Source organism: Paraburkholderia sp. Tr-20389, from assembly GCF_017104565.1.
In the GTDB taxonomy this organism is placed as follows: domain Bacteria; phylum Pseudomonadota; class Gammaproteobacteria; order Burkholderiales; family Burkholderiaceae; genus Paraburkholderia.
Genome location: NZ_JAAGPD010000001.1, coordinates 784,458 through 810,116, shown reverse-complemented (window position 1 = coordinate 810,116; position 25,659 = coordinate 784,458). Strand labels below are relative to the sequence as shown.

Below are 25,659 nucleotides of genomic sequence, written 5' to 3'. Positions count from 1 at the left end.
CAACATGAACCCGGAACTGATCAAGTACTACAGCGCGGAACTCCAGCACCTGCGGGAAATGGGGGGCGAGTTCGCCAGAGAATATCCGAAGATCGCCGGGCGGCTCGGGCTCGAAAGCCTCGAATGCGCGGACCCGTATGTCGAGCGGCTGCTCGAAGGCTTCAGCTTTCTCGCCGCGCGCGTGCAGTTCAAGATCGATGCGGAGTTTCCACGCTTCACGCAGCATCTCACCGAACTCGTCTATCCACACTATCTGGCGCCGACGCCGTCGATGGCCGTCGTGCAGATTCAACCCGATCTGAGCAACGCGGGTCTCGCGGAAGGGGTGAAGGTTCCGCGCGGCAGCGCCTTGCGCAGCCTGCTCGACAAGAACGGTTCGACGCGTTGCGAATATCGCAGCGCGCACGACCTGACGCTGTGGCCGCTCGACATCGCCGATGCGAAGTTCTTCACGCATTCCGGCTCGCTGGGCGGCGCGGATATCGCGCTGCCGGCAGGCGTCAAGGCGGGCCTCCGGCTGCGCCTGCGCGCGACGGGCGGCCTGAAGATCAATCAGTTGAAGCTCGACAGGCTGGCGCTCTATCTGCGCGGCACTGACTCGATGCCGACGCGTCTTTACGAGCGGCTCGTCGGATCGGCGATAGGCGTCGTCGTGATGCCGGTGTCGCGTCCCGCGACCTGGCATGTGCAATTGCCCGCTACGTCGGTCGCGCCGATGGGTTTCTCGGAAGACGAAGCGTTGCTGCCCGTCAGCAAGCAATCCTTTCGGGGTTACCGGCTGCTGCAGGAATACTTCGCTTTCGCGCCGCGCTTCATGTTCGTTGCGATCGACGGCTTGCAGCAGGCGCTGCGCCGCTGCGCCGAGAACGAGGTCGAAGTGATCGTGCTGTTGAAGCGCGGCGACCCGATGCTCGAACAGGCGGTCGACGCATCGAATTTCGCGCTCCACTGCACGCCCGTGATCAACCTGTTTCCGCGCCGGACTGACCGGATCGCGCTGTCCGCCGAGCAGTTCGAATATCACGTGGTGGCCGATCGCACGCGGCCGATGGACTTCGAGGTCTACCGGATCGAGGAAGTCACCGGCTATGGCGCGGGCGCGGCCGCCGAGCAGAAGTTCGAACCGTTCTATCACGCGCGCGACCTCGGCGCGGGCTATGGCGCAGGCGCGTACTACCAGGTGCGGCGCGACAAGCGCGTGCGCTCGTCGCGTCAGGCCGAGCGCGGACAGCGCACCAGCTACATCGGCAGCGAGACGTTCATCGCGCTCGTCGATGCGGCGAACGCGCCGTTTCGCGGCGATTTGCGCCAGCTCGGTCTACAGGTGCTGTGCACCAATCGCGACTTGCCGCTCACCTTGTCGATCGGCGTCGGTGCGAGCGATTTCACACTCGACGTCGAGGCGCCCGTCGAAACGGTGCGCTGCGTGAGTGGCCCGAGCCGGCCGTTGCCGTCGTATGCGCATGGCGCAGTCGCCTGGCGGCTGCTGAGTCACCTGTCGCTGAACTATGCATCGCTCGTCGATAGCGACGCCAAAGAGGGCGCCCGCGCGATGCGCGATCTGCTGAGCCTCTATTGCCCCGTCGACGATCCGGCGGCGCAACGCATGATCGAAGGCTTGCAATCGATCGGATCGCATCCCGTCACGCGCCGTCTGCCGTGCACAGGACCGATCGTGTTCGGGCGCGGCCTCGCGATCACGCTGACACTCGACGACGCCGCGTTCGAAGGCGCCGGCGCGTTTCTGCTCGGCGCGGTGCTGTCGCATTACTTTGCACAATACGTATCGATCAATTCGTTCGCCGAGACGGTAGTCAGAACGCTGTCGCGCGGCGAGATCATGCGCTGGCCAGCGAGGGTCGGACAATGTCGGACCCTCTGACCCTGCTGCGCGAACTCGAAGCGAACGCCTGCCGCTTCGACTTCTACCAGGCCGTGCGGCTCATCGAGAACGCCTGGCGGGACAAACCGCGAATCGGCGAATCGCTGCGTCCGCGCGACGATGCGGTGCGCTTCTCGCAGGAACCCGAGCTGATCTTCCACCCGACCACGCTCGGTGTGTTAAGGCCGGCGCACGATGGGCACCCCGCGCGGCTCGCGGTCAATTTCTTTGGCCTGATGGGGCCGCATGGCCCGCTGCCCGTGCATCTGACTGAGTACGTGCGCGATCGCGCGCGCAACGCGAACGACCCGACCTTTGCGCGCTTTCTCGACATCTTCCAGCACCGGATGGTGTCGCTGTTCTATCGGGCATGGGCCAATGCGCAGCCTGCCGTGAGTCTCGACCGGCCGGAGCGCGACCGTTTTTCGGTTTATGTCGGCAGCACGTTCGGTCTGGCCGAGGCGGCGCTGCGCGAGCGCGACGCCGTGCCCGACTTCGCGAAGCTGCATTTCGCCGGCCTGCTGGCGGGCCCGACACGTCCCGCCGCCGGTCTGCAGTTGATCCTCGCGCGTTTCTTCAACCTGCCGGTGCGGATCGAGGAGTGGGTCGGCCACTGGATGGAACTGCCGCGTGACACGCTCTCGCGCCTGGGCGCGCGAGACGGTTCGTCGGGGCTCGGCGTCTCGACGCTGCTCGGCGCGCGCGTGTGGGACTGCCAGCACAAGTTCCGCATCGTCGTCGGGCCGTTGACGCTCGCCGATTACGAACGCTTTCTGCCCGGCGGCGACAGTCTGCGGCGCCTCACCGACTGGGTGCGCAACTACGTGCGCGACGGTCTCGACTGGGACGTGAACCTGTGGCTCAGGCAGGAAGATGTGCCACGTCTTGCACTGGGACGCCGCGCGCGGCTCGGCTACACGAGCTGGCTGTTGAGCGGCCCGGTCACGCAGGATCAGCGTCAGCTGCGCTTGCATCCCGCTTCATTGTCCGCACGATCCGGCGAGCCCGCGCATAGCGACGCGCGCGCGAGCGAGCCGTCATCCCAACACTCACCGAAGGACTAGCAAAATGGCCGAAATCCGACGTGCAGCGTTGTTCGGCAAGCTGAACAAGCTGGCCTATCGCGCAATCGAAAGCGCAAACGTGTTCTGCAAGTTGCGCGGCAATCCGTATATCGAGCTTGTGCACTGGTTCCATCAGATCCTGCAGTTGCAGGACTCGGATCTGCACCGCATCGTCAAGCACTTCGGCATCGAGCCCTCGGCGCTCGCGCGCGATCTGACGGAAGCGCTCGACCGGCTGCCGCGCGGCGCGGGGTCGATGGTCGATATCTCGTCGCAGGTCGAGGAAGCCGTCGAGCGCGGCTGGGTGTTCGGCTCGCTGCTGTTCGGCGAGTATCAGGTGCGCACGGGTCACCTGGTGGTCGGCTTGCTGAAGACGCCGTCGCTGCGCAACGGGCTGTACGGTATCTCGCGCCAGTTCGAGCGGGTCAAGCTCGATCCTCTCGTCGATGAATTCGACAGCCTGCTCGGCAGTTCGCCCGAAGCGGGGATGACCGCGAGCGACGGCTCTCAGGCCGCGGCCCAGTCGGCCCATACAGGCGATGACGGCGGCACCGTGCCGCCCGCCGCGATGGGCAAGCAGGAAGCGCTCAAGCGCTTCACCACTGACCTGACCGAGCAGGCGCGCAACGGCAAGCTCGATCCCATCGTCGGGCGCGACGAGGAGATCCGCCAGGTGGTCGACATCCTGATGCGGCGCCGCCAGAACAATCCGATCCTGACGGGCGAAGCCGGAGTCGGCAAGACGGCCGTCGTCGAGGGCTTCGCGCAGCGCATCGTCGCGGGCGACGTGCCGCCGACGCTGCGCGACGTGCAGTTGCGCACGCTCGACGTGGGCCTGCTGCAGGCGGGCGCGAGCATGAAGGGCGAGTTCGAGAACCGGCTGCGCCAGGTGATCGAGGAAGTGCAGGCCTCGGAGAAGCCGATCATTCTGTTCATCGACGAAGCGCATACGCTGGTTGGCGCGGGCGGCGCGGCGGGCACGGGCGACGCCGCCAACCTGCTGAAGCCGGCGCTCGCGCGCGGCACGCTGCGCACCGTCGCGGCGACGACCTGGGCCGAATACAAGAAGCACATCGAAAAAGACCCGGCGCTCACACGCCGCTTCCAGGTCGTGCAGGTGCCGGAGCCTGACGAGACAAAGGCCATCCTGATGATGCGCGGCATCACGTCGACGATGGAAAAGCATCACAAGGTTCAGGTGCTCGACGAGGCGCTCGAAGCGGCCGTACGGCTGTCGCATCGCTACATTCCCGCGCGCCAGTTGCCCGACAAGGCCGTGAGCCTGCTCGACACCGCGTGCGCGCGCGTCGCGGTGAGCCAGCACGCGACGCCGCCTTCCGTCGACGATTCGAGAAAGCGCATCGCCGCGCTCGAAACCGAGCTGGAGATCATCGGAAGAGAGACGGCCGTCGGCGTCGACACCCGCGAGCGGCTTGCGACGGCGACCGCGCGCGTGACGGACGAGCGAGCGCGTCTGTCCGAACTCGAAGCGCGCTGGGAGGCGGAAAAGGAACTGGTGACACGCATCCTCGATTTGCGCGGGCAGTTGCGCAACGAGACGGGCAAGGTCGAAGGCGCGGCGGAAGCGGCGCCTTCGACGCCTGCCGACGACGACGCCCGCGAATCGCGTCTTGCCGAGTTGCGCGAATTGCAGGCGAAGCTCGCCGCACATCAGGGCGACGATCCGCTGATTCTCCCCACCGTCGACCAGCAGGCTGTTGCCTCGGTGGTGCAGGACTGGACGGGGATTCCCGTGGGCCGGATGGTCCGCAATGAAATCGAGAACGTGTTGAAGCTCGCCGAGAACCTGAACAAGCGGATCATCGGCCAGGGCCACGCAACCGAGATGATCGCGCGGCGCATCCAGACGTCGCGCGCCGGCCTCGACAATCCGAACAAGCCGATCGGCGTGTTCATGCTCGCGGGCACGTCCGGCGTGGGTAAGACGGAGACCGCGCTGGCCCTCGCCGAAGTGCTGTACGGCGGCGAGCAGAACGTCATCACGATCAACATGAGCGAGTATCAGGAAGCGCACACGGTGTCGTCGCTCAAGGGCGCGCCGCCGGGCTATGTCGGCTATGGCGAAGGCGGCGTGCTGACCGAGGCGGTGCGGCGCCGGCCCTATAGCGTGGTGCTGCTCGACGAAGTGGAAAAGGCGCATCCCGATGTGCACGAGATTTTCTTCCAGGTCTTCGACAAAGGCTGGATGGAAGACGGCGAGGGACGTGTCATCGACTTCAAGAACACACTCATCCTGCTGACGACCAACGCGGGCACCGACCTGATCACGAATCTGTGCAAAGACCCCGAACTGATGCCGGAGCCCGAGGGCATCGCCAAGGCGCTGCGCGAGCCGCTGCTGAAGGTGTTTCCGCCGGCGCTGCTCGGACGGGTGGTCGTGATTCCGTACTACCCGTTGTCCGACGAGATGCTGGGCGCGATCATCCGCCTGCAACTCGGACGCATCGACAAGCGCGTGCGCGCGACGCACAAGATTCCGTTCGCGTATGACGACGACGTCGTGAAGCTCATCGCGAGCCGCTGCACCGAACTGGAAAGCGGTGGCCGGATGATCGACGCGATCCTCACGAACACCTTGCTGCCGCATATCAGCAACGAGTTCCTGACGAGGATGATGAACGGCACGACGGTGTCGAAGGTGGAGATCGGCGCGCGCGACGGCGAGTTCGTCTACACGTTCGATTGAGTGCGCGCTGCACGTTTGACGGAGTATTCATATGCCGCAACAGGTCAGCATGGGCGCGACGCTGCAATGCTCGTTCGGCGCCGCGCCGTCGACACTCGTCGTCCTGCCCGTGAATCGCGTGATGGGCGAGGGGCCGCCCGCGGCCAACATCATGGACCACGTGCCGCTCGTCAACATCATGCCGTTCGGCGTGTGCAGTTCGCTCGCGAACCCGACGGTGGCCGCGGCGACGACTGCTGCGCTCGGCGTGCTGACGCCGATGCCGTGCGTGCCCGCGACGATGTCGCCGTGGGTGCCGGGTGCGCCGACGGTGCTGCTCGGCAACCAGCCGTCGCTCGACAACGTATCGAAGTGCATGTGCAACTGGGGCGGCGTGGTCACGATCGTGAACCCGGCCACCGTCAAGACGATGATTCCGTGACATGACCAGCCAGGACACTTCCCGACACGTCACCGTCAGTTGCGCACCTGCCGGCAGCGACCTGCTGTTCCTGCGCCTGACCGGCCGCGAGGAACTGGGCCGCTTGAGCGAGTTTCATCTGGACTTGCTCAGCATGAGCAACGACCTGAAACCCGGCGACGTGCTCGGCCAGGATATCTCGGTGGCGATCGACTTGCCGTCCGATGGCGAGCGGCAGATCAACGGCATCGTCACCGCATTCCGGCTCGTCGCGCCCGGCGACAAGACGCGCAACCGCATGGCGCGCTACGAAGCAATGGTGCGGCCACGGCTGTGGCTGCTGACGCGTGCGTCCCACTGCCGCTTCTTTCACGAGATGACGGTGCCGGACATCATCGCGAAAGTGCTGCAGGACTACGACGTGGATCTGAGCAATAAATGTTCGGCAACCTATGCGTCGCTCGAGCATTGCGCGCAGTATCGCGAGACCGATTTTGCCTTCGTCAGCCGGCTGATGGAGCACGAGGGCATCTACTATTACTTCGAGCACAAAGGCGGCAAGCACACGCTGGTGATGACGGATTCCACCGACGTCCATGCGCCGATCGATCACTACGCGACGATCTCGTACGACGGCTGGTACGAACCGAAGCAGGAAAAGGAGTGCGTCTACCAATGGTCGTCGGGCGCGGAGTTGCAGACGGGCAAGTACGAAGTCAACGAGTATGACTTCGAGAAGCCGTCGTCGAGCAACCAGCAGGGTTTGCTGTCGCGAGCGACGAGGCCGAAGGTCTACGACCCGCCCGTGTACACGATGCAGGAACATCTGAGCGGTCACGTCGAGTCGGGCGATGGCGACCGCTACGCAAAAGTCGGCGTGGAAATACGCCAGGCGCGCAACGACAGCATCAGCGGACGCACGAGTGCGCGTGGCATGTGGCCGGGCGGACTCTTCAAGCTGCAAGACCATGTGTGCGATGCGCAGAACCACGACTACCTCGTGATGAGCGCCGAGTACGAGATCAACTCCGACACCTACGTGTCGAGCGACAGCGATCACCGCGCACTGCCGTTTTTCGATTGCAGCTTCACCGCGTTGCGTAAGGAAAACCAGTTCCGCGCCGAACGCATCACGCCGCGCCCGCTTGTCGCGGGTCCGCAGACCGCGATGGTGGTCGGTCCCGACGGCGACGAGATCCTGACCGACAAATACGGCCGCATCAAGGTGCAGTTTCACTGGGAGCAGTTCGCGCCTCCGTCCGGCGCCAACGAACGGATGAAGCGCTGCTGGGTGCGCGTGTCGCACAGTTGGGCAGGCAAGCGCTGGGGCACGTTCTTCATTCCGCGCATCGGCCAGGAGGTGCTGGTCGATTTCATCGAAGGCGATCCGGACCGGCCGCTCGTCACGGGCTGCGTGTACAACGCGAACACGATGCCGCCGTACGACCTGCCCGCGAACTCCGCGCTGTCGACGTTGAAGAGCAATTCGACCAAAGGCGGCAGCGGGTTCAACGAAATGCGTTTCGACGACACGAAGGGCAGCGAGCAACTGTTCTTCCACGCGGAAAAAGATCATGAAACGTGGATCAAGAACGATACGCTGACGAACGTCGGCAACGACCGGCATCTGAAGGTCACGGGCAACGAGTTCATCGCCGTGACGGGCGCACGGCACGACAGCGTGACGGGTGACCGCAACGCCAAGGTGGACGGCAACGATTCGCTGAACGTCAGCCAGAAGTTGCAGGAAAAAGTCGGCATGGATTACGCGCTCGATGCGGGCATGAACGTGCATATCAAGGCGGGGATGAACGTCGTGATCGAAGCGGGCGTCAGCATTACGCTGAAGGCGGGCGGCGCGTTCGTGGTGGTGGGGCCCGCGAGCGTCGCCGTATCGGGTACGCCGATCCTGCTGAATTCCGGCGGTTCGGCCGGCTCGGGCAGCGGCTCGTCGCCGACCGCGCCGACCGCGCCGAAGGACGCCGACGATGGCACGAAAAAGCTCAAATCATGACGCGATGCTTGGCCGTTGGGGCCGGGGAGACAAGTGAACGATCCGATTCTTTCGTTGCGCGTCGTGCGCTTCAATGACGAGCCGGTCGCCGAACCGATTGCGGTCGAGTTCGGACCGACGGGCGGGACCATCGGCCGCGCGACCGATTGCACGCTGGTGCTGCCCGACCAGCAGCGCGCCATTTCGCGCGTGCATGCGCGCATCGAATTCCGCGGCGGCGAGTATTTGCTGTGCGATCTCGGCAGCAATCCGAGCGTGCTGAACCAGCGCGCACTGGGCGGCACGCGCGAGGCGCGGCTCGCGAATGGCGACCGGTTGATGATCGGCACCTATCTGCTCGAAGTGACGATTGCGAAACGCGCCGCGACGGGCGCGCGCAGCGTGACGGGTCTGGCTGATCCGCTGGCGGCGGTGAAGGTGCTTGGCGGCCCGTTGCCCGCCGATGCGCAAGGCGATCCGTTTGGTCTCGGCGCGCTCGATCCCCTCGGACAGCCTGCGTTTGGCGAACGCCCGCCGATTGCGTCGGCGCCGCGCTACGCGGGGTCGGAAAGCGATCATGTCGCGCCGGAGTTTCAGGCGTTCGCCGCGCCGGGCCCGGCATCGCATGCGGCTATGCCGCCTGTCGTGCCGAGTGTCGCGAGCCCGTCGTCGGGCGGTATTCCCGCCGACTACGATCCGCTCGCGGATGCGCTCGCCCAATGGGAAACGCCGGTGCAACCGGGCGGCGTGCAGGCGGGAGCGGCGCACGCGTCGCCACCCTTCGCCGCGCCGCCGTCCGATGCACCGTTCAATGCGTTTACGTCTGCGCCGAGCGTGGCCCCAGCGCACGCCCCCGCGCCGTCGGTCCCCGCGTCGCCGGGCGGCCCGACGGGCTTGTCACGAGGCCTGCTCGACGGTCCTGCCGGTCATGACGTCGCGACACCGTTCGACGACCTGCTCGCACCGGCCGCCGGGCCGCCGCTGGTGCCGGAAGATCCCACCGAGATCGCGCCCGCAGCTTCGCTGGCTGCGGCGATGTCCGTTCCCGTCGAACCTGTTCCTGCTCCCGTAGAGCCGGCCGCGCAACAGCCTCCGCCCAGGCAACGCGAGCCTGCATGCGCCGCCGCTGCAACGGCCGAGCCCGCGCCGAGGGCAACGCCTGCGGCCGCTCCGTCCGCCAGGCCCGACCCTGCGGCCTCGCACGACAGGGCTTCGGAAGGCGATCCGTACGCGGCGCTGCTCGAAGGGCTAGGTCTCGACCCCTCGCGCATGCCGAACCTGCCGCCGGCGGAACTCGCGCGGCTCGTCGGCACGATGTTGCGCGAAGCGCTGCGCGGCACGATGGCCGTGCTGCGCGCCCGTTCGATGGCGCGGCGCGAAGCGCGCCTCGACGTCACGCTGATCGTGGCGCGCGACAACAATCCGCTGAAATTTTTCCCCGATGTCGACAGCGCGCTCGCGCAGATGCTCACGGGCCGCGGCGCCGGTTATCTACCGCCTGCCGAAGCGCTCGAACGCGCGTTCAACGACATCGAATCGCATGAACTCGCGGTGATCGTCGGCATGCGCGCGGCGCTGGCCGACGTGCTCGGCCGTTTCGATCCCGCCAGCATCGAGGCCCAGTTGAAAGAGGGTGGCGTGCTCGACAAGGTGCTGTCGAACCGCAAGGCAAAGCTGTGGGATCTGTTCGTAGAGCGGGAGGCAGACGTCGCACGCGAAGCGCAGGACGATTTTCAGAGGCTGTTCGGCAAGGCGTTCAACGATGCGTACGAGGCGCAGATCGACGCGCTGCACACCGCGCGCAAGACCGGCAAGACGGACCCGACCAGCCACCATTGACCGTTTCCCGTCGCGGGAACAGGCCACGCTAAAGACACGAGAAGACACGAGAAAAAATGTCCTGGAACAGCAAAGTCATCTGGTCGGAGGGGATGTTCCTGCAGCCGCAGCATCTGCAGCAGCATGACCGCTATCTGCAGACCCAGCTGGAGACGCGGGCCGCATGTCTTCGTCCGTATAGCTGGGGGCTGACCGCGCTCGAAATCGACGAGCAACTGCTCAAGCTCGGCAAGGTTGCGCTGCTGTCGTGCGCGGGTGTGATGCCCGATGGCACACCGTTCAATCTGCCCGCCGACGACGATCTGCCCGAACCGCTCGATATTCCGGAAGGCACACGCAATACGCTCGTCGCGCTGGCGCTGCCGGTGCGCCGTCCGGGCGTTGCCGAGACGGGCAACGAAGACAGCGGAGAAAACTTTGCGCGGCATCGCGTGGCCGAGCGCGAAGTCGCCGACAGCAACGATCCGAACGCCGAACCGGCGCTGATGCAGATCGGCAAGCTGCGCGTGCGGCTCGCGCTGGAAGCGGACGTCGCGAATGCGTATGCGGTGCTTGGCGTCGTGCGCGTCGTCGAACGGTTGCCCGACAACCGCGTCGTGCTCGAAAACGACTACAGTCCGCCGTGTCTCGACTACCGGGTCGGGCGGCGTCTTGCCGCGTTCGTCGACGACCTCGTCGGCCTGCTGCATCAGCGTGGCGAGGTGCTCGCCGCGCGTCTTGCGCAGCCTGGCGTGACAGGCGTCGCGGAAGTGTCGGACTTCCTGCTGCTGCAACTGATCAACCGCCACGAGCCGCTGGCGGCGCATCTGTCGACGATGACGGGACTGCATCCGGAAGCGCTGTACCAGATCGCGGTGCAGCTTGCGGGAGAACTCGCGACGTTCAGCCAGCCGGGCAAGCGCCCGCCGACGTATCCCGTGTACCGGCACGACCGCCTGCGGGAAACCTTCGCGCCGGTAATCGACGACTTGCGTGCGTCGCTCAGCATGGTGATGGACCCCCATGCCGTGTCGATTCCGCTCGAAGAGCGCAAGTACGGCCTGCGCGTCGCGCTCGTGCCGGACAAGAACCTGTTCGCTTCGGCGACCTTCGTGCTGGCCGTGCGTGCGCAGATGCCGGCCGAGCACATCCTGACGGGCTTCGCGCCGCAGGTGAAGATTGGGCCGATCGAGCGCATTCGCGATCTGGTGAACCTGCAGTTGCCCGGCGTCGGGCTGCGCGCGCTGCCTGTCGCGCCACGCCAGTTGCCGTTTCATGCGGGCTTCACGTACTTCGAGCTCGATCGCGGCAACGATTTGTGGAAGCAGTTCGCGACGTCCGCCGGCATGGCGTTGCACGTCGCGGGCGACTTTCCGGGGCTGGCGATGGAGTTTTGGGCCATTCGCCGCTGACGCATTGATCGAGGACACTCATCGTGACTCCAGACGAACCACGCGGCCCGCTCGATGATCCTGGCGCGACGATCCTGATTCCGACGCCCGGCGGCGCGCGCGCCGCGTTTGTCGCGGCCGCGGCGACGGCGGCGCCGATCCCGGCGCAGACGGGCGGACTCAATCCGCTGTTGCGCGCGGCCAATCCGCTGCTGGAGCTGGCGGTTCCGCTGCGCCAGCTGCCGACCCATCCGAATGTCGAAGAGTTGCGCACCCAGCTGATCCAGATGATGCGCACGTTCGAAACGCAAGGGCGCGCGAGCGGCATCGACGACGAAAAGCTCGGCGCGTCGCGCTATTGCCTGTGCACCTTTCTCGACGAGGCGATTTCGAGTACGCCGTGGGGCGCGGGGATGTGGGCGAGCCGCAGCCTGCTCGTGACCTTTCACAACGAGGCGTCGGGCGGCGAGCGCTTTTTTCTGATCCTGCAGCGGCTTGCTCAGAACCCCACCGGGAACGTCGACGTACTCGAACTGATCTACGTGATTCTCGGGCTGGGCTTCGAAGGCCGCTACCGGTTGATCGACGGTGGCCGCACGCAGCTGGACACGATCCGCGAGCGCCTCGAAACGATGATCCGTTCGCAACGCGGCGCCGCCGAACGCGATCTGTCGGTGCACTGGCTGCCCGAAAAGACCGAGCGCAAGCCGCTGTTGCAACTGGTGCCGCTGTGGGTCGCCGCGGCGATCGCATGCGTGTTGCTCGTCGCCGTGCATCTGGTGTTGAGCCTGCGCCTGAACGACGAGTCCGACCGCGTGTTCGCGGCGTTGCACGGCGTGCGCGTCGCACCGCCGCCGCTCGCTGCCGCGAAGGCCGCGCCGCCGCCTGCGCTCGCACCGAAGCTGTCGCAGTTTCTTGCACCGGAAATCGCGCAAGGGCTCGTGCATGTCGCCGAACTTCCCGACCGGACCGTCGTCGAGATCAAGGGCGACGGGCTGTTCGCGTCGGGCAGCGCCGAGCTCGAATCGGGCTATATCCCGTTGATCCAGCGTATCGGCGATGCGATCAAGGACGTGCCGGGCCACGTGGTCGTCGCCGGGCACACGGATAACCAGCGGCTGCTGTCGGCGCGTTTTCCGTCGAACTGGCATCTGTCGCAGGCACGTGCCGATGTCGTACGGGACATGCTCGCCGCGCGCACGGGCACGCCGGGGCGTTTCGAAGCCGAAGGCCGCGGCGACACCGAGCCCATCGCGCCGAACGACTCGCCCGCGAACCGCGCGAAGAACCGCCGCGTCGATATCACCCTACTCGCGCCGGGGGCGGCATCGTGAATCCGCTCGCGCTCCGTACGACGCACCTCGAAGGTGGATGCCCATGAAACTGCTTGGCTGGCTCAGGCGGCCGATCGTGCTGTCGTTCCTCGGCGTACTGGCGCTCGCGCTGATCGTGTGGATCGAAGGGCCGCTGCTCGCGTTCGCGGGCAAGGCGCCGCTCGAATCGGCCGCGCACCGCTGGATCGTGATCGCGGTGCTGTTCGCGCTCTGGGCGCTGTACTGGGGCGTGCGCTGGCTGATGGTGCGGCTCGCGAACGTGAAATTCACGCGCGTGGTTGCCGAGGCCGCACCGCAACCCGGCAGGAAGGAATCGGAAGCCGATGTCGCCGCGCTGAAGCAGCGCTTCGACGAGGCGATGGCGATCCTGCGCAAGGCGCGCGTGAAAGGGCGCTTCGGTAGTCAGTACGTCTACCAGTTGCCGTGGTACATGTTCGTCGGCGCGCCCGGCACGGGCAAGACGACGGCGCTGCTGCATTCGGGCCTCAAGTTTCCGCTCGCCGACCGGCTCGGCAAGCAGGCAGTCGGGGGTGTCGGCGGAACGCGCAATTGCGACTGGTGGTTCACGGACGACGCCGTGCTGCTCGACACGGCCGGCCGTTTCACCACGCAGGACAGCTTCGCCGAAGCCGACCAGGCCGCATGGAGCGGCTTCCTGCAACTGCTGCGCAAATATCGGCCGCGACGCCCGCTGAACGGCGTGATCGTCGCGCTGTCGGTGCAGGATCTGCTGCAACTGTCCGACACGCAGCGCGCGGTGCAGGCGGGCGCTGTACGCGAACGGCTGAAGGAGTTGTACACCCGCCTCGGGATGCGCTTTCCCGTCTACGTCGTCGTGACCAAGTGCGATCTGCTCGCAGGCTTCGCGGAATTCTTCGACGACCTCGGCCGCGACGAGCGCGAACAGGTGTGGGGCGTGACGTTTCCGTATGCGGCGCAAGGCGGACCGGACGAGGCACTGGCGTCATTTCCCGGCGAGTTCGCCGCGCTGGAAAAGCAGTTGCAGGCCCGCGTGTTGCGGCGCATGCAGCAAGAGACGGACACGCGCCGCCGCGCGCTCGTGTACGGTTTCCCGCAGCAGTTCGCGGGGCTCGAGAGCGTGCTGACGGGGTTTCTGCAGGAAACCTTCAGCACCTCGCGTTTCGATGAGGCGGCGCTGCTGCGCGGCGTCTATTTCACGAGCGGCACACAGGAAGGCCGGCCGATCGACCGCGTGATGAGCGCGGTTGCGGCGGCGCTCGGCTTGCAGCGTCAGGTCGTGTTGCCGGACCCGGCAAGCGGGCGCGCGTACTTCATCACGCGGCTGATGCGCGACGTCGTCTTTCAGGAGGCCGGACTGGCGGGCACCAATCCGACCCTGGAGCGCCGCCGCACGTGGCTGCAGCGCATCGCGCTCGGGCTGATCGGCATTGCCGCGGTGCTTGCGCTGGTGCTGTTCTTCATCAGCTATCAGCGCAACCAGGCCTATATCGGCAATGTCGAGCAACGTGTGACCGAGTTGCAGAAGCTCGCGAAGAACACTCGCGCGGGCGACGATCCGCTCGCGCTGCTGCCCTTGCTCAACGCGGCGCGCGACCTGCCCGGCGGCTACGCCGATCGCGAGAAGCGCGTGCCGTGGCTGTCGCGGCTCGGGCTGTATCAGGGTGACAAGCTGGGCCTCGAAGCGCAGGCGAGCTACCGGCGTCTGTTGAAGCAGACGTTGCTGCCGCTCGTCGTGCGCAGGATGGAGGACGAGTTGCGGCGCGGCGACGCGAACAACCCCGACTTTCAGTACGAGGTGCTGCGCGCGTACCTGATGCTCGGCGATCCGGCTCACTTCGACGCCGATTCCGTGCGGCTGTGGGCCGACATCGACTGGCGGCGCGGGCCGTTGCACGATGCGAGCGACGATCAGCGCAACGACATCGACGGCCATCTCGCGGCGCTGTTCCAGCCCGCGCAGTTCGATGCGTCGCTGCCGCTCGACAAGAACCTGATCGCGCAGGCGCGCACGACGCTCGCGCGGATGCCGCTCGCGCAACGCATGTTCAATCGCGTCGCGCGCGATCTCGAACAGGCGAAGTTGCCGCCGTTCAGCGTTGCGGCCGCGGCCGGCCGCAACGCGTCGCTGGTGCTGGTCAGAAAGAGCGGTGCGCCGTTGACGCGCGGCGTCTCCGGCGCATACACGCGGGCCGGCTATCAGAAGTTCGGCCAGTTGCGCGACGAGGCCGTCGTCGATGTCGCGAGAGACAACTGGGTGCTCGGGCGCGAGGAGTCGGTGCTGACGCCGAACGCCATCGACGATCTGAAGTCGACGATGACGCAGCTTTACTACGACGAGTACATCAGGCAGTGGGACGCGCTGCTGGCGGATGTCGCCGTGGTGCCGTTCGACGGCGTGGAGAAGGGCGCGCGCGTGGCGAACGTGCTCGGCGCGCCCGATTCGCCGTTGAAGGCATTCATGCTCGCGGCCGCCCAGGAGACCACGCTCGGCACGGTGAAGACGGGCGGCTCGCTGGCCGAGCAGGGCGTCAGTGCGTTGAACAACAAGCTCGACGCCGTGAAGAAGCGGCTCGAAAGCGCGCTCGGCAGCCAGCCGGACGAGACCGCGCCGCCGCCCGCTCAGGTCAATCCCGTCGATGCGCACTTCCAGGCGCTGCACGATCTCGCGGGCAAGCCCGGCGCGACGGGGCCCGTGCCGCTCGATACGCAGCTCGCGGCGCTCAAGGACGCGGCGTCGTATCTCGAAGCATCCGACGCGGCGCGCAAGCAGGGACTGCCCGCGCCGCCGGGCGACGCGCTGAACAAGCTGAAGCTCGTCGCGCAGGGCGCGCCTGCACCGCTGGCGAATGTGGCCAACGACATCGCGAGTGGCGGCGCGATGCTGATGGTCGGTGGCGAACGCGCACGGCTGAATGCGCTGTGGCAGGCCAATGTCGCGCAGTTGTGCCGGCAGGCGCTCGATGGCCGCTACCCGCTGGTACGTAGTTCCACGCGCGATGCGGCGCCCGATGACTTCGGACGGGTGCTCGCGCCAGGCGGCCTGATCGACGATTTCTTCCAGAAGAACCTGGCGACGCTGGTCGACATGTCCGGACCGCAATGGCGCTGGCGCCAGGGCGCCGATTCGCTGGGTATTCCAGCGGACGTGCTTGTGCAGTTCCAGCGGGCCGCGCAGATCAGGGATGCATTCTTCCGCGCGGGCGGGCGAGATGTGTCGGTTCGCTTCACGCTCAAGGTACTCGACATCGATCCTGCGATCGACCACGCCACCATCGATATCGACGGGCAGCAATTCGTTGCCGCCCACGTGGATCAATCGATGGTGTTTCAGTGGCCGAGCGGCAAAGGCACGGGACAGGCGCATGTCGATTTCGACCCATCGGGGGACTCGGCGCGGGCGGATGGACCGTGGGCGCTGCTGCATCTGATGGACAACGCGCGCTTGCAGCCGAGCGCACAGGCGGACCGGTTCAAGGCGACCTTCGAGTCGGACGGCCACCCGCTCGTGCTGCAGCTGGACGCGAGCAGCGTGACGAATCCGTTCCGTAGAGGGGTATTCGAACAGTTCCGTTGTCCTGACCGGCTATGAGTGCGTTCGTCGCCCAGGCGCCCGGATTTTTCGGCAAGGTGCGCACGCATGGAGACTTCGTGAAGCGGCGTTTGCCGTCCGGATTCGTCACGCCGTGGGATGCGTGTCTGCAGCAGGGCATGCTGTACGCGCAGCGATGGTTCGGCGCACAGTGGCTCCCCGTCTATCTGAATGCGCCGGTCTGGTGTTTTGCGCTCGGCGCCGGCGTGTGCGGCGAGTTGGCGTGGGCGGGTGTGCTGATGCCGGGTGTCGACCGGGTGGGACGCTATTTTCCGTTCACGCTCGCCGCGCCGCTTGCGCGTGACGACGTCGCGAACTGGCTCGACGGAGCGCAAGCCTGGTACGACGAGGCCACGCGGCGCGCGCTGTCGACGCTCGACGCGGATTTCGTGCTGGAGCATTTCGATGCGCAGCTCGATGCGTGGGGGCCGTTGACAGCGGCGCCGGCGCAAACACCTGCGCCTGCGTGGCGGCTTCGTCCGGCGGAACAGGTGGTGCCTGGGCAAGAAGCGAATGAAGCGATTGAAGCGATTGAAGCGGAGCAGGCTGACGGCGCGTCCGACTGCTTCTCCGCGTTGCTCGCCCGCTACGCGGCGCCGGGATCGGGTGCGTGGTGGACGGAAGGATCGGACGCGATGCCCGCCGTGCTGCTGGGCGGCCCGGGATTGCCGGACGGCGAGCGCTTCGTCGGTCTGCTCGATCCGGCGCGCAGCGGGTGGCGGTCGGTTGTCGACTTGCGCAAGGTATAGCGCCTGTAATGGCGCATGTCTTTGTGCCTGAAACGGCAATCGCAATTGCAGTGCGAGAACCGCTCGAAGGTCGAAAGCGGTGGACAGTGTAGGCATTGATCGGAGGTCGGGGTATGTCTGGCTCAATCGTTTCCCTTCTGACGGGACGCCCTGCGCGCGGGGCGTGGATAGCCGCGCTATGTGTGATCGCATGCGTGAACGTCGCGCGTGCGGAAGACCCGGTGGTCAAGGAGCAGGACATCGATGAAAACTCGGTGACCAAAGCGCTCACGCCGGAGGACAACGGCGACAACATCGTCACACGCGGCTTCGTGCTGTCGAACAAGCCCGGCGCGGCGGCGAGGCCCGCAGCCCCGGCGAAAGCGGCATCGCTGCAAATGCTGATCACGTTCAACACCAACTCGTCGACACTCACGGACAGCGCTCAAGCGGCGCTGGACAAGGTGGCTCACGCGCTGCAATCGGACCGGCTCGCGGCGTACCGCTTTCGTGTCGAAGGGCACGCGGACCCGCGCGGCGCGGCCGATGCGAACATGAAGCTGTCGGAAGATCGGGCCGCGGCTGTCGTCCAGTATTTGACGCAGAAGGACGGGATCGCGCCCGAGCGATTGACGTCGGTCGGCAAGGGATCGTCGGAGCCGCTGAACAGGCGCAATCCGACCGCACCGGAAAACCGCCGCGTGACGATCGTGACCGTGACGAACTAGATAAGAACCGTTGTATCGGTGGCAATGAAAAATTCCTGCTCACGCGGCATCGGTCTGACGGCGACTTGCGTGCTGTTGTTACTCGCGGGATGCCTCGCAGATGACGCCCGTGCGCAAGCGGGCATGGCGCGGCTCGAAACTCAGAGCGAGCATGTCGAGGTGCGGCGCATTCCACTTGCGCAACTCGACGCATCGCTGCCGGGCGATGCGTCGCTCGCGCTCTTTGCGATTACCGACCGTCCCGGCCTGTATGTGATGCACGCGCCGGGTCTGGCCGAGCAGGGCGCGATGTTTTCACGCGTGGTCGCGCTGTTCGAGCGTCGCGATATGCCGCGCGATCGTATCGTCACGATGGCGGCGATCGCGAATCACGCGCGGCGCTTCGGCGCGGATCCGGCGGGTCTGACGGCGGGCAACAATTTCAGCGCGATCGAACTCGCGCACTTCTTCGACGCGGCACGCCAGCAGCATCTGGAACTGACACCGGGCGAACGTACGCTGCAACGCGTGATCGTGCAGATGGGGCTGATTGTCGAGCGTAACGGCAAATGGGAGCCGCGCAGCCCGCACGACTTTCTGGTCACGATTCCGGGGCTCGGCCAGACGCCTGGCGGCGAGACGATCGATGCGCCCGTGCGGACGGCGATCCTCAGCCATGAACTCGGTCACTGGCAATACTTCTCGAACGATGCGTACGCGCACGCGTGCCGCTCGTTCTGGTGGCACGAGCTCAGCTATGCGGAGCGCGCCGAGCTGACTCGCCAGCTCGAAAACATGGGCTACGACCCGAGCGACACGATCGTCATCGATGAGACGCAGGCATATCTGCTGCATACGCCTGCTCGATATATCCCATTTGCGGACGTGCCCGGTCAGGCCGGGATTGATGTTGCGAAGATTCGCGGCAAGTTGCAGCGGAAAGTCGCCGAGGCGTACCGATGACGCCAGTCGGCCTGGCACGCACGCTAGCGGCGAATGGTCAGCGGCCGCCAATCTGTTTGATCCTTCGGTGGAGTCCAGTTTTCGTCCGCCGTGTCCGGGACCGGTTGATACGCGCCTTTGGGCGTTCGCTCCAAAAAGCGGCACCAGTTTTCAGGCTTGTCTTTCCAGTCAATCTGAAGGCAGAAGCGGCCATCATCGGTCACGCTCCATTTGCCGCTGGCGCTTTGCGACTGCAGAAAACCGCCGCCCGCCCAGTAGACAGTCAGTGTGCCGTCAGGGACGTCGACCCATTGTCGCAGCGCACCCGCAGTGTTTTCTCTCAGGATGGTGGCGCCGGGTATCAACGCCATTAACTGGTCTCTGGTAAGCCGTGGAGGTCGGCCGCCCGATTGCGGTGTCGTGTTTGCGGCTGCACCCGGTTTTGTCTCTTGCAGTCGTGTGGGGGCTGACGCGGCACCGCCAGCGGCAGACGAGGCTAAAGCAGATGACGCCGGCTTGAGCAGAGCATCAGACGTCGCGGGCGCAGCGCCTCCGGATGGCGCTGGCTTGGGCGCGGCGGACTGCGCAGCAGGCTCCGTCCGTGTAGCGGCGTCGGAATTGGCCGCAGGTGCAGAAGCGGCTTTTGTAACTGGTTTGACTCCAGACGCTGCGGGGTGGCGCTGCTCCGCCTTGCGTTTCTTTTTCGCCTCTTCTTCTGTCTGGGCCGCCCGATCGAGGACAAAATCCACACGCTTCACGTGGGTTCGGACATCGTGATGCATACCGAGGACGTACTTTGGCGCCGGTTGCGATGGAATCGGCCACTGGACGCGAGCCCACTGCCCAACGACCTTCGAGTCCGCGCAAAGCAGTGCGAGGAGCACCGATAGCGCGCATGCCCGAATCGGGCGGGTCACCAGCATGTGTAACTGCATCTGCCCCTCCCTTGTCAGCGCTGGTCACATAATGCGACAAGCTACGTTGTCGGAAAAGTAACGCAGTAACACGGGGAACTGCAATGGCGAAGATTGTCCCGCCCGATCGGCGAGATTTGCCGGCGAGTTTCGATCCATGCTCCCGTTATTGATGCGATTCTGTGAACATTGCGTCGCGCGTCGGTCTAGTAGAGAAACGGTGCTCAACGTCCTCGCACTGTTGAGCGAGCATGTGCGATTTGCCGCTGGGTCGATGAGGCAGGTATCAGCACAAGCGTGTATGAGGTCTACCGCACGCATGGTTCATCTCAGGATTGCGGAAGCAGAATCGGACTACTAGTGTATTTTCAATTTTGCTTTCTATCTGCTTTAAATCGGTCAACCCGATCTTCGCCGTAATATAAGTGGCAGCATAAATGAGGCATGTCATTGCAAGGGGATGCCGGCTTTCGTCCGCGCATCTCCGTATGCAGATGGCTGCCAATCACAACATGAGAGATCGGCCAGAAGACATTCTGGCTCATTGCTTTTGACGAGGGCAACTCCATGCGTTCACTTGACGACGAGGTGAAGAGCAGGCGTAACGCTTTAGGAGATACGTCCCTGCCTCCTGATGCAACGCGGAAATGGGGGCTTGCGTTATCTGGAGGCGGAATACGGAGCGCTACGTTCAGCTTCGGCTTGCTCCGCGCTCTCGCCAGTCGGAAAACGCTGCTCAGGTTCGATGTGATTTCGACGGTTTCCGGTGGTGGATACATCGGAGCTGCGATCGGAAGCCTTTTCAAGCGCGCATCAACGCGTGGCGACGCCGAGCACATTCAGGAAGTCATTGGTGACGGAAATCCGACCTGGTTTCTTTGGTGGCTCCGAGCGAATGGTCGTTATTTGATACCTCGGGGGCCTCGTGACAGAGCTTATGCGTTTGCTCTCTTTCTGCGGAATCTCGCAGGGATACATTTTGAATTAGCGATTATCGCTATTGCCTTAGGATTAGTACTCTCCGCAGTTGATCTTGCTGGTTGGGCTCTGCTCGATAGTCTTGGCTACATGTTTTCATCGAGGGACTTTTTCAACGGTTTGCGATGGATTCCGGCTTGGCTTCCTGTGGTCTGGTTCTTGTTCCCTTTGGTGGCCGTTGCCGGAGCCGCTTGCAGTGCTGCGTACTGGGCGGTGCCATGGGTGGCGAGCACGCCAAAGTGGCCACTCATGTGGGGCGCCGTGCTGTGCGGAATCGTCGTTTTGATGCGCCTGTGTTATTCCTTTGGGAACAATTCGAGTGAGGTCGGGAGCGACCTGCGTAATGCGCTGTGGTGGGTGATCTGTGGACTGGTTGTCGTTTGGCTCATTGCTGTACCCTTAGCAAAAAAATGCCTCACGAAGGCTCAGCACTTCAACGAGCTGGCACTACGAGTGACAGTCGCTCGAAACCAGCTCACTAAACGGTTGACGCAATGCTTCCAGGTCGGTGGCATCATCATCGGAATAGGCGTCGTAGATCGAGCGGCCTGGTTGTTTGCCTTTGAGTGGAACGGACTCGGTGAGGCTGGCATTTCACTGGCGATAGCAGCAGCGGTAGTGCGCACGGTATTACCGACGCTGTCAGGTTTCCTGCCACGAAAACGTGGACTAAATGGGATCTTGATAGTCGTGCACTTGTTAGGCTATGGGCTAACGTTCGTTTTGTGCTCCTGGTGGGTATCGCTGGTCCAAAAGGCGGTACTTGGTGCGCTCTTCACCGGGCGGTCATTGCATTATATGGATGCGGTAAAAGTGATGGTGCTTATCGCCATTCCAGGTATCACGTATATTTTCGTAACCGGACGCAATTTCCAGTTTCTCAACTCTTCCTCGCTGCACTCATTCTATAAGGGACGTCTCACGCGTAGCTATCTGGGCGCCGCAAATGAAGAGCGTTTCAAACAAGCGGGACCGCTAGGCGCGTTGAACAGTGTATCAGTGGCTTTGCCGACCCGATCTGTCAGTGCTTCCGTCAACGATGTGCGGCCGGGGGAAGATTTTCCGCTGGACGAATATGCCCCGCAAAAATGTGGCGGACCGATCCACATTCTCAATGTCTGCGTGAATCAGACCACAGATCCTCGCGGCCGGCTGTTCAACCAGGATCGTCGAGGGCTTCCGTTGTCCGTTGTGTCGGGCGGAATGATGCAGGTGGCTCAGGAGGGCTGGCACCCTCTGAAAGGGGCAGCTTCGTTGAGCCTGGGCACATGGGTTGCGATTTCCGGCGCGGCATTGGCGCCGGGGCTTGGGGCCATGACTCGAGGCGGAATCGCCGCGCTGGCGAGTTTTGCCGGGTTACGGCTTGGGTATTGGTGGAGCCAGGCTGAACGTTCGAATACGACCGCGACAGGCAAGTCACCGCTATTAGCCAAAAGTAGAGGCATATTGAGTGAAACCTTCGGCGTGTTTAAAGGAACGGATGGTCCTGACTGGTTCCTGACTGACGGTGGTCACTTTGAAAACACAGGCGCCTATGCGCTCTTGGCAGAACGTGCCGAGGTGATAGTGCTTGCAGACTGTGGAGCTGACCCGGACTACTCTTTCGGTGATCTGGAGAATCTTGTGAGGAAGGCGCGGATCGACCTTCAGGCCGACATCTACTTTCAGAAAAGAAAACCGATAGAAGAAGCAAAGTCGATGCATTCGGTCCGACTAGAGCAAATGTATCGTCTTGCGCGACACGTTGTGAAGACAGCTCCACAGGAGCTTAGTGCTTTTGGTTCGCTCAACGATCTCGCGTCTTCAGCCAGCAACGCTTGCTTGGCGCTCGCGAAAATTGTGTACCGGGGCGAAAAGCCGGCGAAGGGGATATTGATTGTTGTCAAACCTAACCTGTGCGACGGGTTACCCGTCGACCTCGTGAACTTCAAGGCGGAGAATCCGGAGTTTCCACAGCAGACTACCGCCGACCAATTTTTCTCCGAAGCTCAATGGGAGAGCTACTTCTTGCTTGGGCAATTCATGGGAGGCTACCTGCGTCGCGAGTTCATCGAGGAGCTTCTCCAGGATCCCAGCGCCTATTTTGAGAATGACGAGCGGTCGCCGTTTGACACAAGTGATTCAGTCACCAGTGACTCCAGCAACGGAAGCGCAACGACACGCCGGTTGCCGGCCAGATTAGGCGCAACTGCTGTTGGTACGACACTGGGTCTTGGTGCGGTCGCTACCATAGGGGTCTCTGCATGGCAGGCGATCGACAGTGTTCGTACGTCACATTCAAAGCAGATTTCAGACGAACGAGCCGCGTTGAAAGAGCTAACCGACCTTTGGACAAAACTCCCACCAAGGTATGAGTTAAAGCCATTAGATGCAACAGCCGCGCAGGCGTACGGAAATCTCGCCGCAGCATTAGCGCGGACTGCGGATACGCTGTGTCCCTCAGATGAAGCGGGTTGGTTCATCAAGTCCCCTCTGGCAGCGCGAATTTCCAGCGACACGCTGCGCGGCTGTCGAGCGCTCGATTACACGCTTCGAACCGACTCATGTCATGTGCTCATCGAGGCCGCCAATCCCGACCTTAAGGGCCCGTTGCCTACCTGCCTGGCGTGGGAGGCAAAAAAGATGTCCTCCGTGCCGCCTCCCCGCTATTGGGCATACGATTATTCGAGAGATGCACGATTTGATGCGATGCATCCGTGTGATCCCCTTCGTGCACAACTAGTGCACGACGAGGCAGCGCATGTCTTAACGTACAAGGTTTTGACTGATCCACAAAGCAGTTCGAGTTATGCCGGACGAAGTGACCCGGATGTACGTACCTGCAACGTTCCTGTCGCTGAGAGACTGGTACAAGATGAAGGACCGCCGACTTCGAACGCACAATCTGCAGGAACGACGGGGCAGCCGGCAGCTACTCTCACAGAACCCGCCTCGGGGGCTGGTCAGCAAGCCTCGGCACCGGCTTCGACAGGCGGATCTCCGGCGAGCGCTTATGTCAATCATGAGGTTCACGTGAATGCTTATGCATCGTCAGGTGCTGCGACTTCCCAACCGACTGTGCAGACATCAGCTCCGCAGGAAGCCTCGTCGCCAGTTCGTATTCAAGGTTCAGGAAATCAGTCAGGCTCAGCTGCAACAGAACCGGATGTGTGCAAAGGGATGACTGTCTACGTGCAAATCTATGGCGGATCGCAACGCGATGAGGTTCGAGCATACCGAGACGCGTGGCGGGGACTTGGCGCAAGCGTGCCGCCCATCGAAGACGTTCTGGCGACCGCACAGCGAGACGGGCGATCAAGTCCCATGCCAGTGGCCCGAACCACCGTGCGATTTCACGACAGCGATTCGATTGCATGTGCACAGGTATTGGGTAGCGTCGTCAGCCACCCCGACTGGAAGGTTGAGCCATTGTCCGCGAGACTGAAGCCTGCACGAAGAACAATAGAAGTGTGGATAGCACCGCCCACACAAGTGCCTGCTGACTAAAGAGGCCGGGGACATCTCGTGCTATAGAAGTCTGTATGGTGAGCTGGGTAAATCGAATCCCGTTCTTTCAACGGTGCATGGTCGCTCATACGGTTATTCGATGTGGATTTGAGGATTTCTGAGGCGAGAAGAAATGGAATCAACTCGGTCGGTGCCACATGGCACACGCGAGCCTGTATCGCAAGATGAGTCCAGATCGACTGGCGAAAGAATTTCACCACTTCCGGGAGATGTGTTGCTGCTGTCCGGAAAAGGGAAAACACGTCTTATCAATCGACTCGCGCAGATGGCGATGCGGCGGAAAGTTGCCAGATACACACATGTTGCGATCGTTGTAGACGACACCTACGTTGTAGATGCAATGCCTCGCGTTGGCGTGCGTTTCCGGCGTTGGGCCGACATTGCAGACAAGTTCAGCATTGAAGAGTGCCGGGTGGCGCGACATCCGGATATCGAACGAAATGCCGAAACCCGTCGTAAAATTTTCCAGCACGCACGGTTCTATCTGAAACAACGATATGCGCTTTGGGCTTTGGTCCGTGCACGGGAGCGGTTCACTCACGGATCGGGCCTAGTCTGCTCGCAGTTTGTATGCAGAGTGCTTGAGAAATTGGAGATCGAGTCGTCAGCGCAGCCAGCGGATAAGAGCTTACCCGCGGACATCGACGCGTTCACGCGCGTGACTCCGTGGATACAGTTTCCGATGATGCGGTATGGGCTCTGTTGGGAACGAGGCAACGCAGGGTCTCCATTAAAGGATGGCCCATTGAACCAGGCGCGAGCGCTTGCGGAGACTTTGAGCAATTTTCGTGTGAAAGAAGCTGAGTTTCTGCACGATATCGGCACAATGTCGGATCAGATTGCGATTGCTACGTCAATAATGGTTGTGTCGAAAAAGCATGAAGGAGGTCGTCGCCGACGCACGAATGGCCGAACACGCGCAGATTCAACCCACATCAATAGTTCGGCGATCACCGGATCGGAGTTGTTAAAGACCTGGCGAGAGATGTATCTGGGTTCGATCGAACTCGAAGTAATATTTGCGTATCAGGAAGGCAGACCATCGGTGCTTAAGCGGAGCCGCGAGAATTTTCATCAATCGCTTGTCCAATTGCTCGCGACGATGGAAAAGGTGAACGCATCAAGCGCCGGAATCCAGGATGTCGCAAACGTGCTCACGATACCACTCGAGGGGTTAGCCGTTACTAAGGAATCGCTTGGTCAAATAAGAGAGCTTCTGGTGTCGACCTTGGAGGGAAGTTCTGTGCTTGGGTTAGAACCGGAAGAGACTATCCAGCAACGTGTAGATAGCGTTCCGTCGTTGCAGGAGGAGCTCCGGTCGAGAGCTGATGTGATCGATGACGGTACGATCGAAAAGGCCATCAATTCCCTTGGCATGCTAATTGATATCGACCGGGAACGATTGCAATGGATTCGTAACGTTATGCTGCTACTGCCGCCTGCGATAGATCTGGCTAATGTCACGATCCAGTACCTTGAAAAAAAAGATCAGCAATAGCACACGGTCAAGTTAAGCTTTGACCCGGTCTGGCTTTGACATGCGGCGCAACCTGTTCGCCCAAACATTGCGGACGCGAGCCGATCCCAACGATACACTCCCGTCGATTAGCCCGGGCAATCGAGTCACGCCGCGCGTCGATGTCGTTACGAGGCCGGACGCTTTCAGCGCATACGCCGGCACCTCGTCTTCTCGGCATCGAGTACAAGACCTCGCTCCTGGATG

General features: G+C 63.2%; 15 protein-coding genes. 14 read left to right on the top strand and 1 reads right to left on the bottom strand.

The window, feature by feature from the left end; genetic code table 11:
• Positions 1 to 4: 4 nt before the first annotated feature.
• From tssF to G3N95_RS03580, 12 genes are all read left to right on the top strand, one after another.
• Positions 5 to 1,882 carry a type VI secretion system baseplate subunit TssF gene (gene tssF / locus G3N95_RS03635; RefSeq protein WP_205968567.1) on the top strand — a complete coding sequence of 626 codons (1,878 nt, stop codon included), beginning with the start codon at positions 5 to 7 and terminating at the stop codon, positions 1,880 to 1,882.
• Complete coding sequence (tssG, locus tag G3N95_RS03630; protein WP_205968566.1) at positions 1,867 to 2,946, top strand: type VI secretion system baseplate subunit TssG; 1,080 nt, start codon at positions 1,867 to 1,869, stop codon at positions 2,944 to 2,946. Before tssF ends, tssG begins: the two co-directional genes overlap by 16 nt.
• A gap of 4 nt (positions 2,947 to 2,950) precedes the next feature.
• Positions 2,951 to 5,653: a type VI secretion system ATPase TssH gene (gene tssH / locus G3N95_RS03625; protein ID WP_205968565.1), complete on the top strand. Its 2,703-nt coding sequence runs from the start codon at positions 2,951 to 2,953 to the stop codon at positions 5,651 to 5,653.
• 31 nt (positions 5,654 to 5,684) lie between these two features.
• The gene (locus tag G3N95_RS03620; protein WP_147235930.1) at positions 5,685 to 6,074 is read left to right on the top strand and encodes a DUF4280 domain-containing protein; all 390 of its coding nucleotides are present in this window, start codon (positions 5,685 to 5,687) and stop codon (positions 6,072 to 6,074) included.
• Position 6,075: 1 nt separating this feature from the next.
• Positions 6,076 to 8,067: a type VI secretion system tip protein TssI/VgrG gene (gene tssI, locus G3N95_RS03615; RefSeq protein WP_205968564.1), complete on the top strand. Its 1,992-nt coding sequence runs from the start codon at positions 6,076 to 6,078 to the stop codon at positions 8,065 to 8,067.
• 33 nt (positions 8,068 to 8,100) lie between these two features.
• A complete protein-coding gene (gene tagH, locus G3N95_RS03610; protein ID WP_205968563.1) occupies positions 8,101 to 9,885 on the top strand; it encodes a type VI secretion system-associated FHA domain protein TagH in 1,785 nt (594 codons plus the stop codon).
• Between the two features lie 56 nt (positions 9,886 to 9,941).
• Positions 9,942 to 11,276, top strand: coding sequence for a type VI secretion system baseplate subunit TssK (gene tssK, locus G3N95_RS03605; RefSeq protein ID WP_205968562.1), 1,335 nt, complete (start codon positions 9,942 to 9,944; stop codon positions 11,274 to 11,276).
• Between the two features lie 23 nt (positions 11,277 to 11,299).
• Positions 11,300 to 12,589 (top strand): DotU family type VI secretion system protein, encoded by a 1,290-nt coding sequence (locus G3N95_RS03600; RefSeq protein WP_205968561.1) that lies wholly within the window; start codon positions 11,300 to 11,302, stop codon positions 12,587 to 12,589.
• A 43-nt stretch (positions 12,590 to 12,632) separates the two neighbouring features.
• On the top strand, positions 12,633 to 16,160 hold the full coding sequence (gene tssM / locus G3N95_RS03595) for a type VI secretion system membrane subunit TssM (RefSeq protein WP_205968560.1): 3,528 nt from the start codon (positions 12,633 to 12,635) through the stop codon (positions 16,158 to 16,160).
• Positions 16,157 to 16,909 carry a type VI secretion system-associated protein TagF gene (gene tagF / locus G3N95_RS03590; RefSeq protein WP_205968559.1) on the top strand — a complete coding sequence of 251 codons (753 nt, stop codon included), beginning with the start codon at positions 16,157 to 16,159 and terminating at the stop codon, positions 16,907 to 16,909. The genes tssM and tagF overlap by 4 nt, the downstream gene beginning before the upstream one ends.
• A 113-nt stretch (positions 16,910 to 17,022) precedes the next feature.
• The gene (locus tag G3N95_RS03585; RefSeq protein WP_205968558.1) at positions 17,023 to 17,616 is read left to right on the top strand and encodes an OmpA family protein; all 594 of its coding nucleotides are present in this window, start codon (positions 17,023 to 17,025) and stop codon (positions 17,614 to 17,616) included.
• Between the two features lie 69 nt (positions 17,617 to 17,685).
• A complete protein-coding gene (locus G3N95_RS03580) occupies positions 17,686 to 18,558 on the top strand; it encodes a hypothetical protein (protein WP_346778348.1) in 873 nt (290 codons plus the stop codon).
• A 23-nt stretch (positions 18,559 to 18,581) separates the two neighbouring features.
• Here G3N95_RS03580 and G3N95_RS03575 read toward each other — a convergent pair whose 3' ends face one another.
• The gene (locus G3N95_RS03575) at positions 18,582 to 18,908 is read right to left on the bottom strand and encodes a DUF995 domain-containing protein (protein WP_205968556.1); all 327 of its coding nucleotides are present in this window, start codon (positions 18,906 to 18,908) and stop codon (positions 18,582 to 18,584) included.
• Positions 18,909 to 20,018: 1,110 nt separating this feature from the next.
• Between G3N95_RS03575 and G3N95_RS03570 the strand changes: the two genes are divergently transcribed.
• The gene (locus G3N95_RS03570; RefSeq protein WP_205968555.1) at positions 20,019 to 23,915 is read left to right on the top strand and encodes a patatin-like phospholipase family protein; all 3,897 of its coding nucleotides are present in this window, start codon (positions 20,019 to 20,021) and stop codon (positions 23,913 to 23,915) included.
• Positions 23,916 to 24,150: 235 nt separating this feature from the next.
• Positions 24,151 to 25,434 carry a hypothetical protein gene (locus G3N95_RS03565; protein WP_205968554.1) on the top strand — a complete coding sequence of 428 codons (1,284 nt, stop codon included), beginning with the start codon at positions 24,151 to 24,153 and terminating at the stop codon, positions 25,432 to 25,434.
• The last annotated feature ends 225 nt before the right edge of the window (positions 25,435 to 25,659 follow it).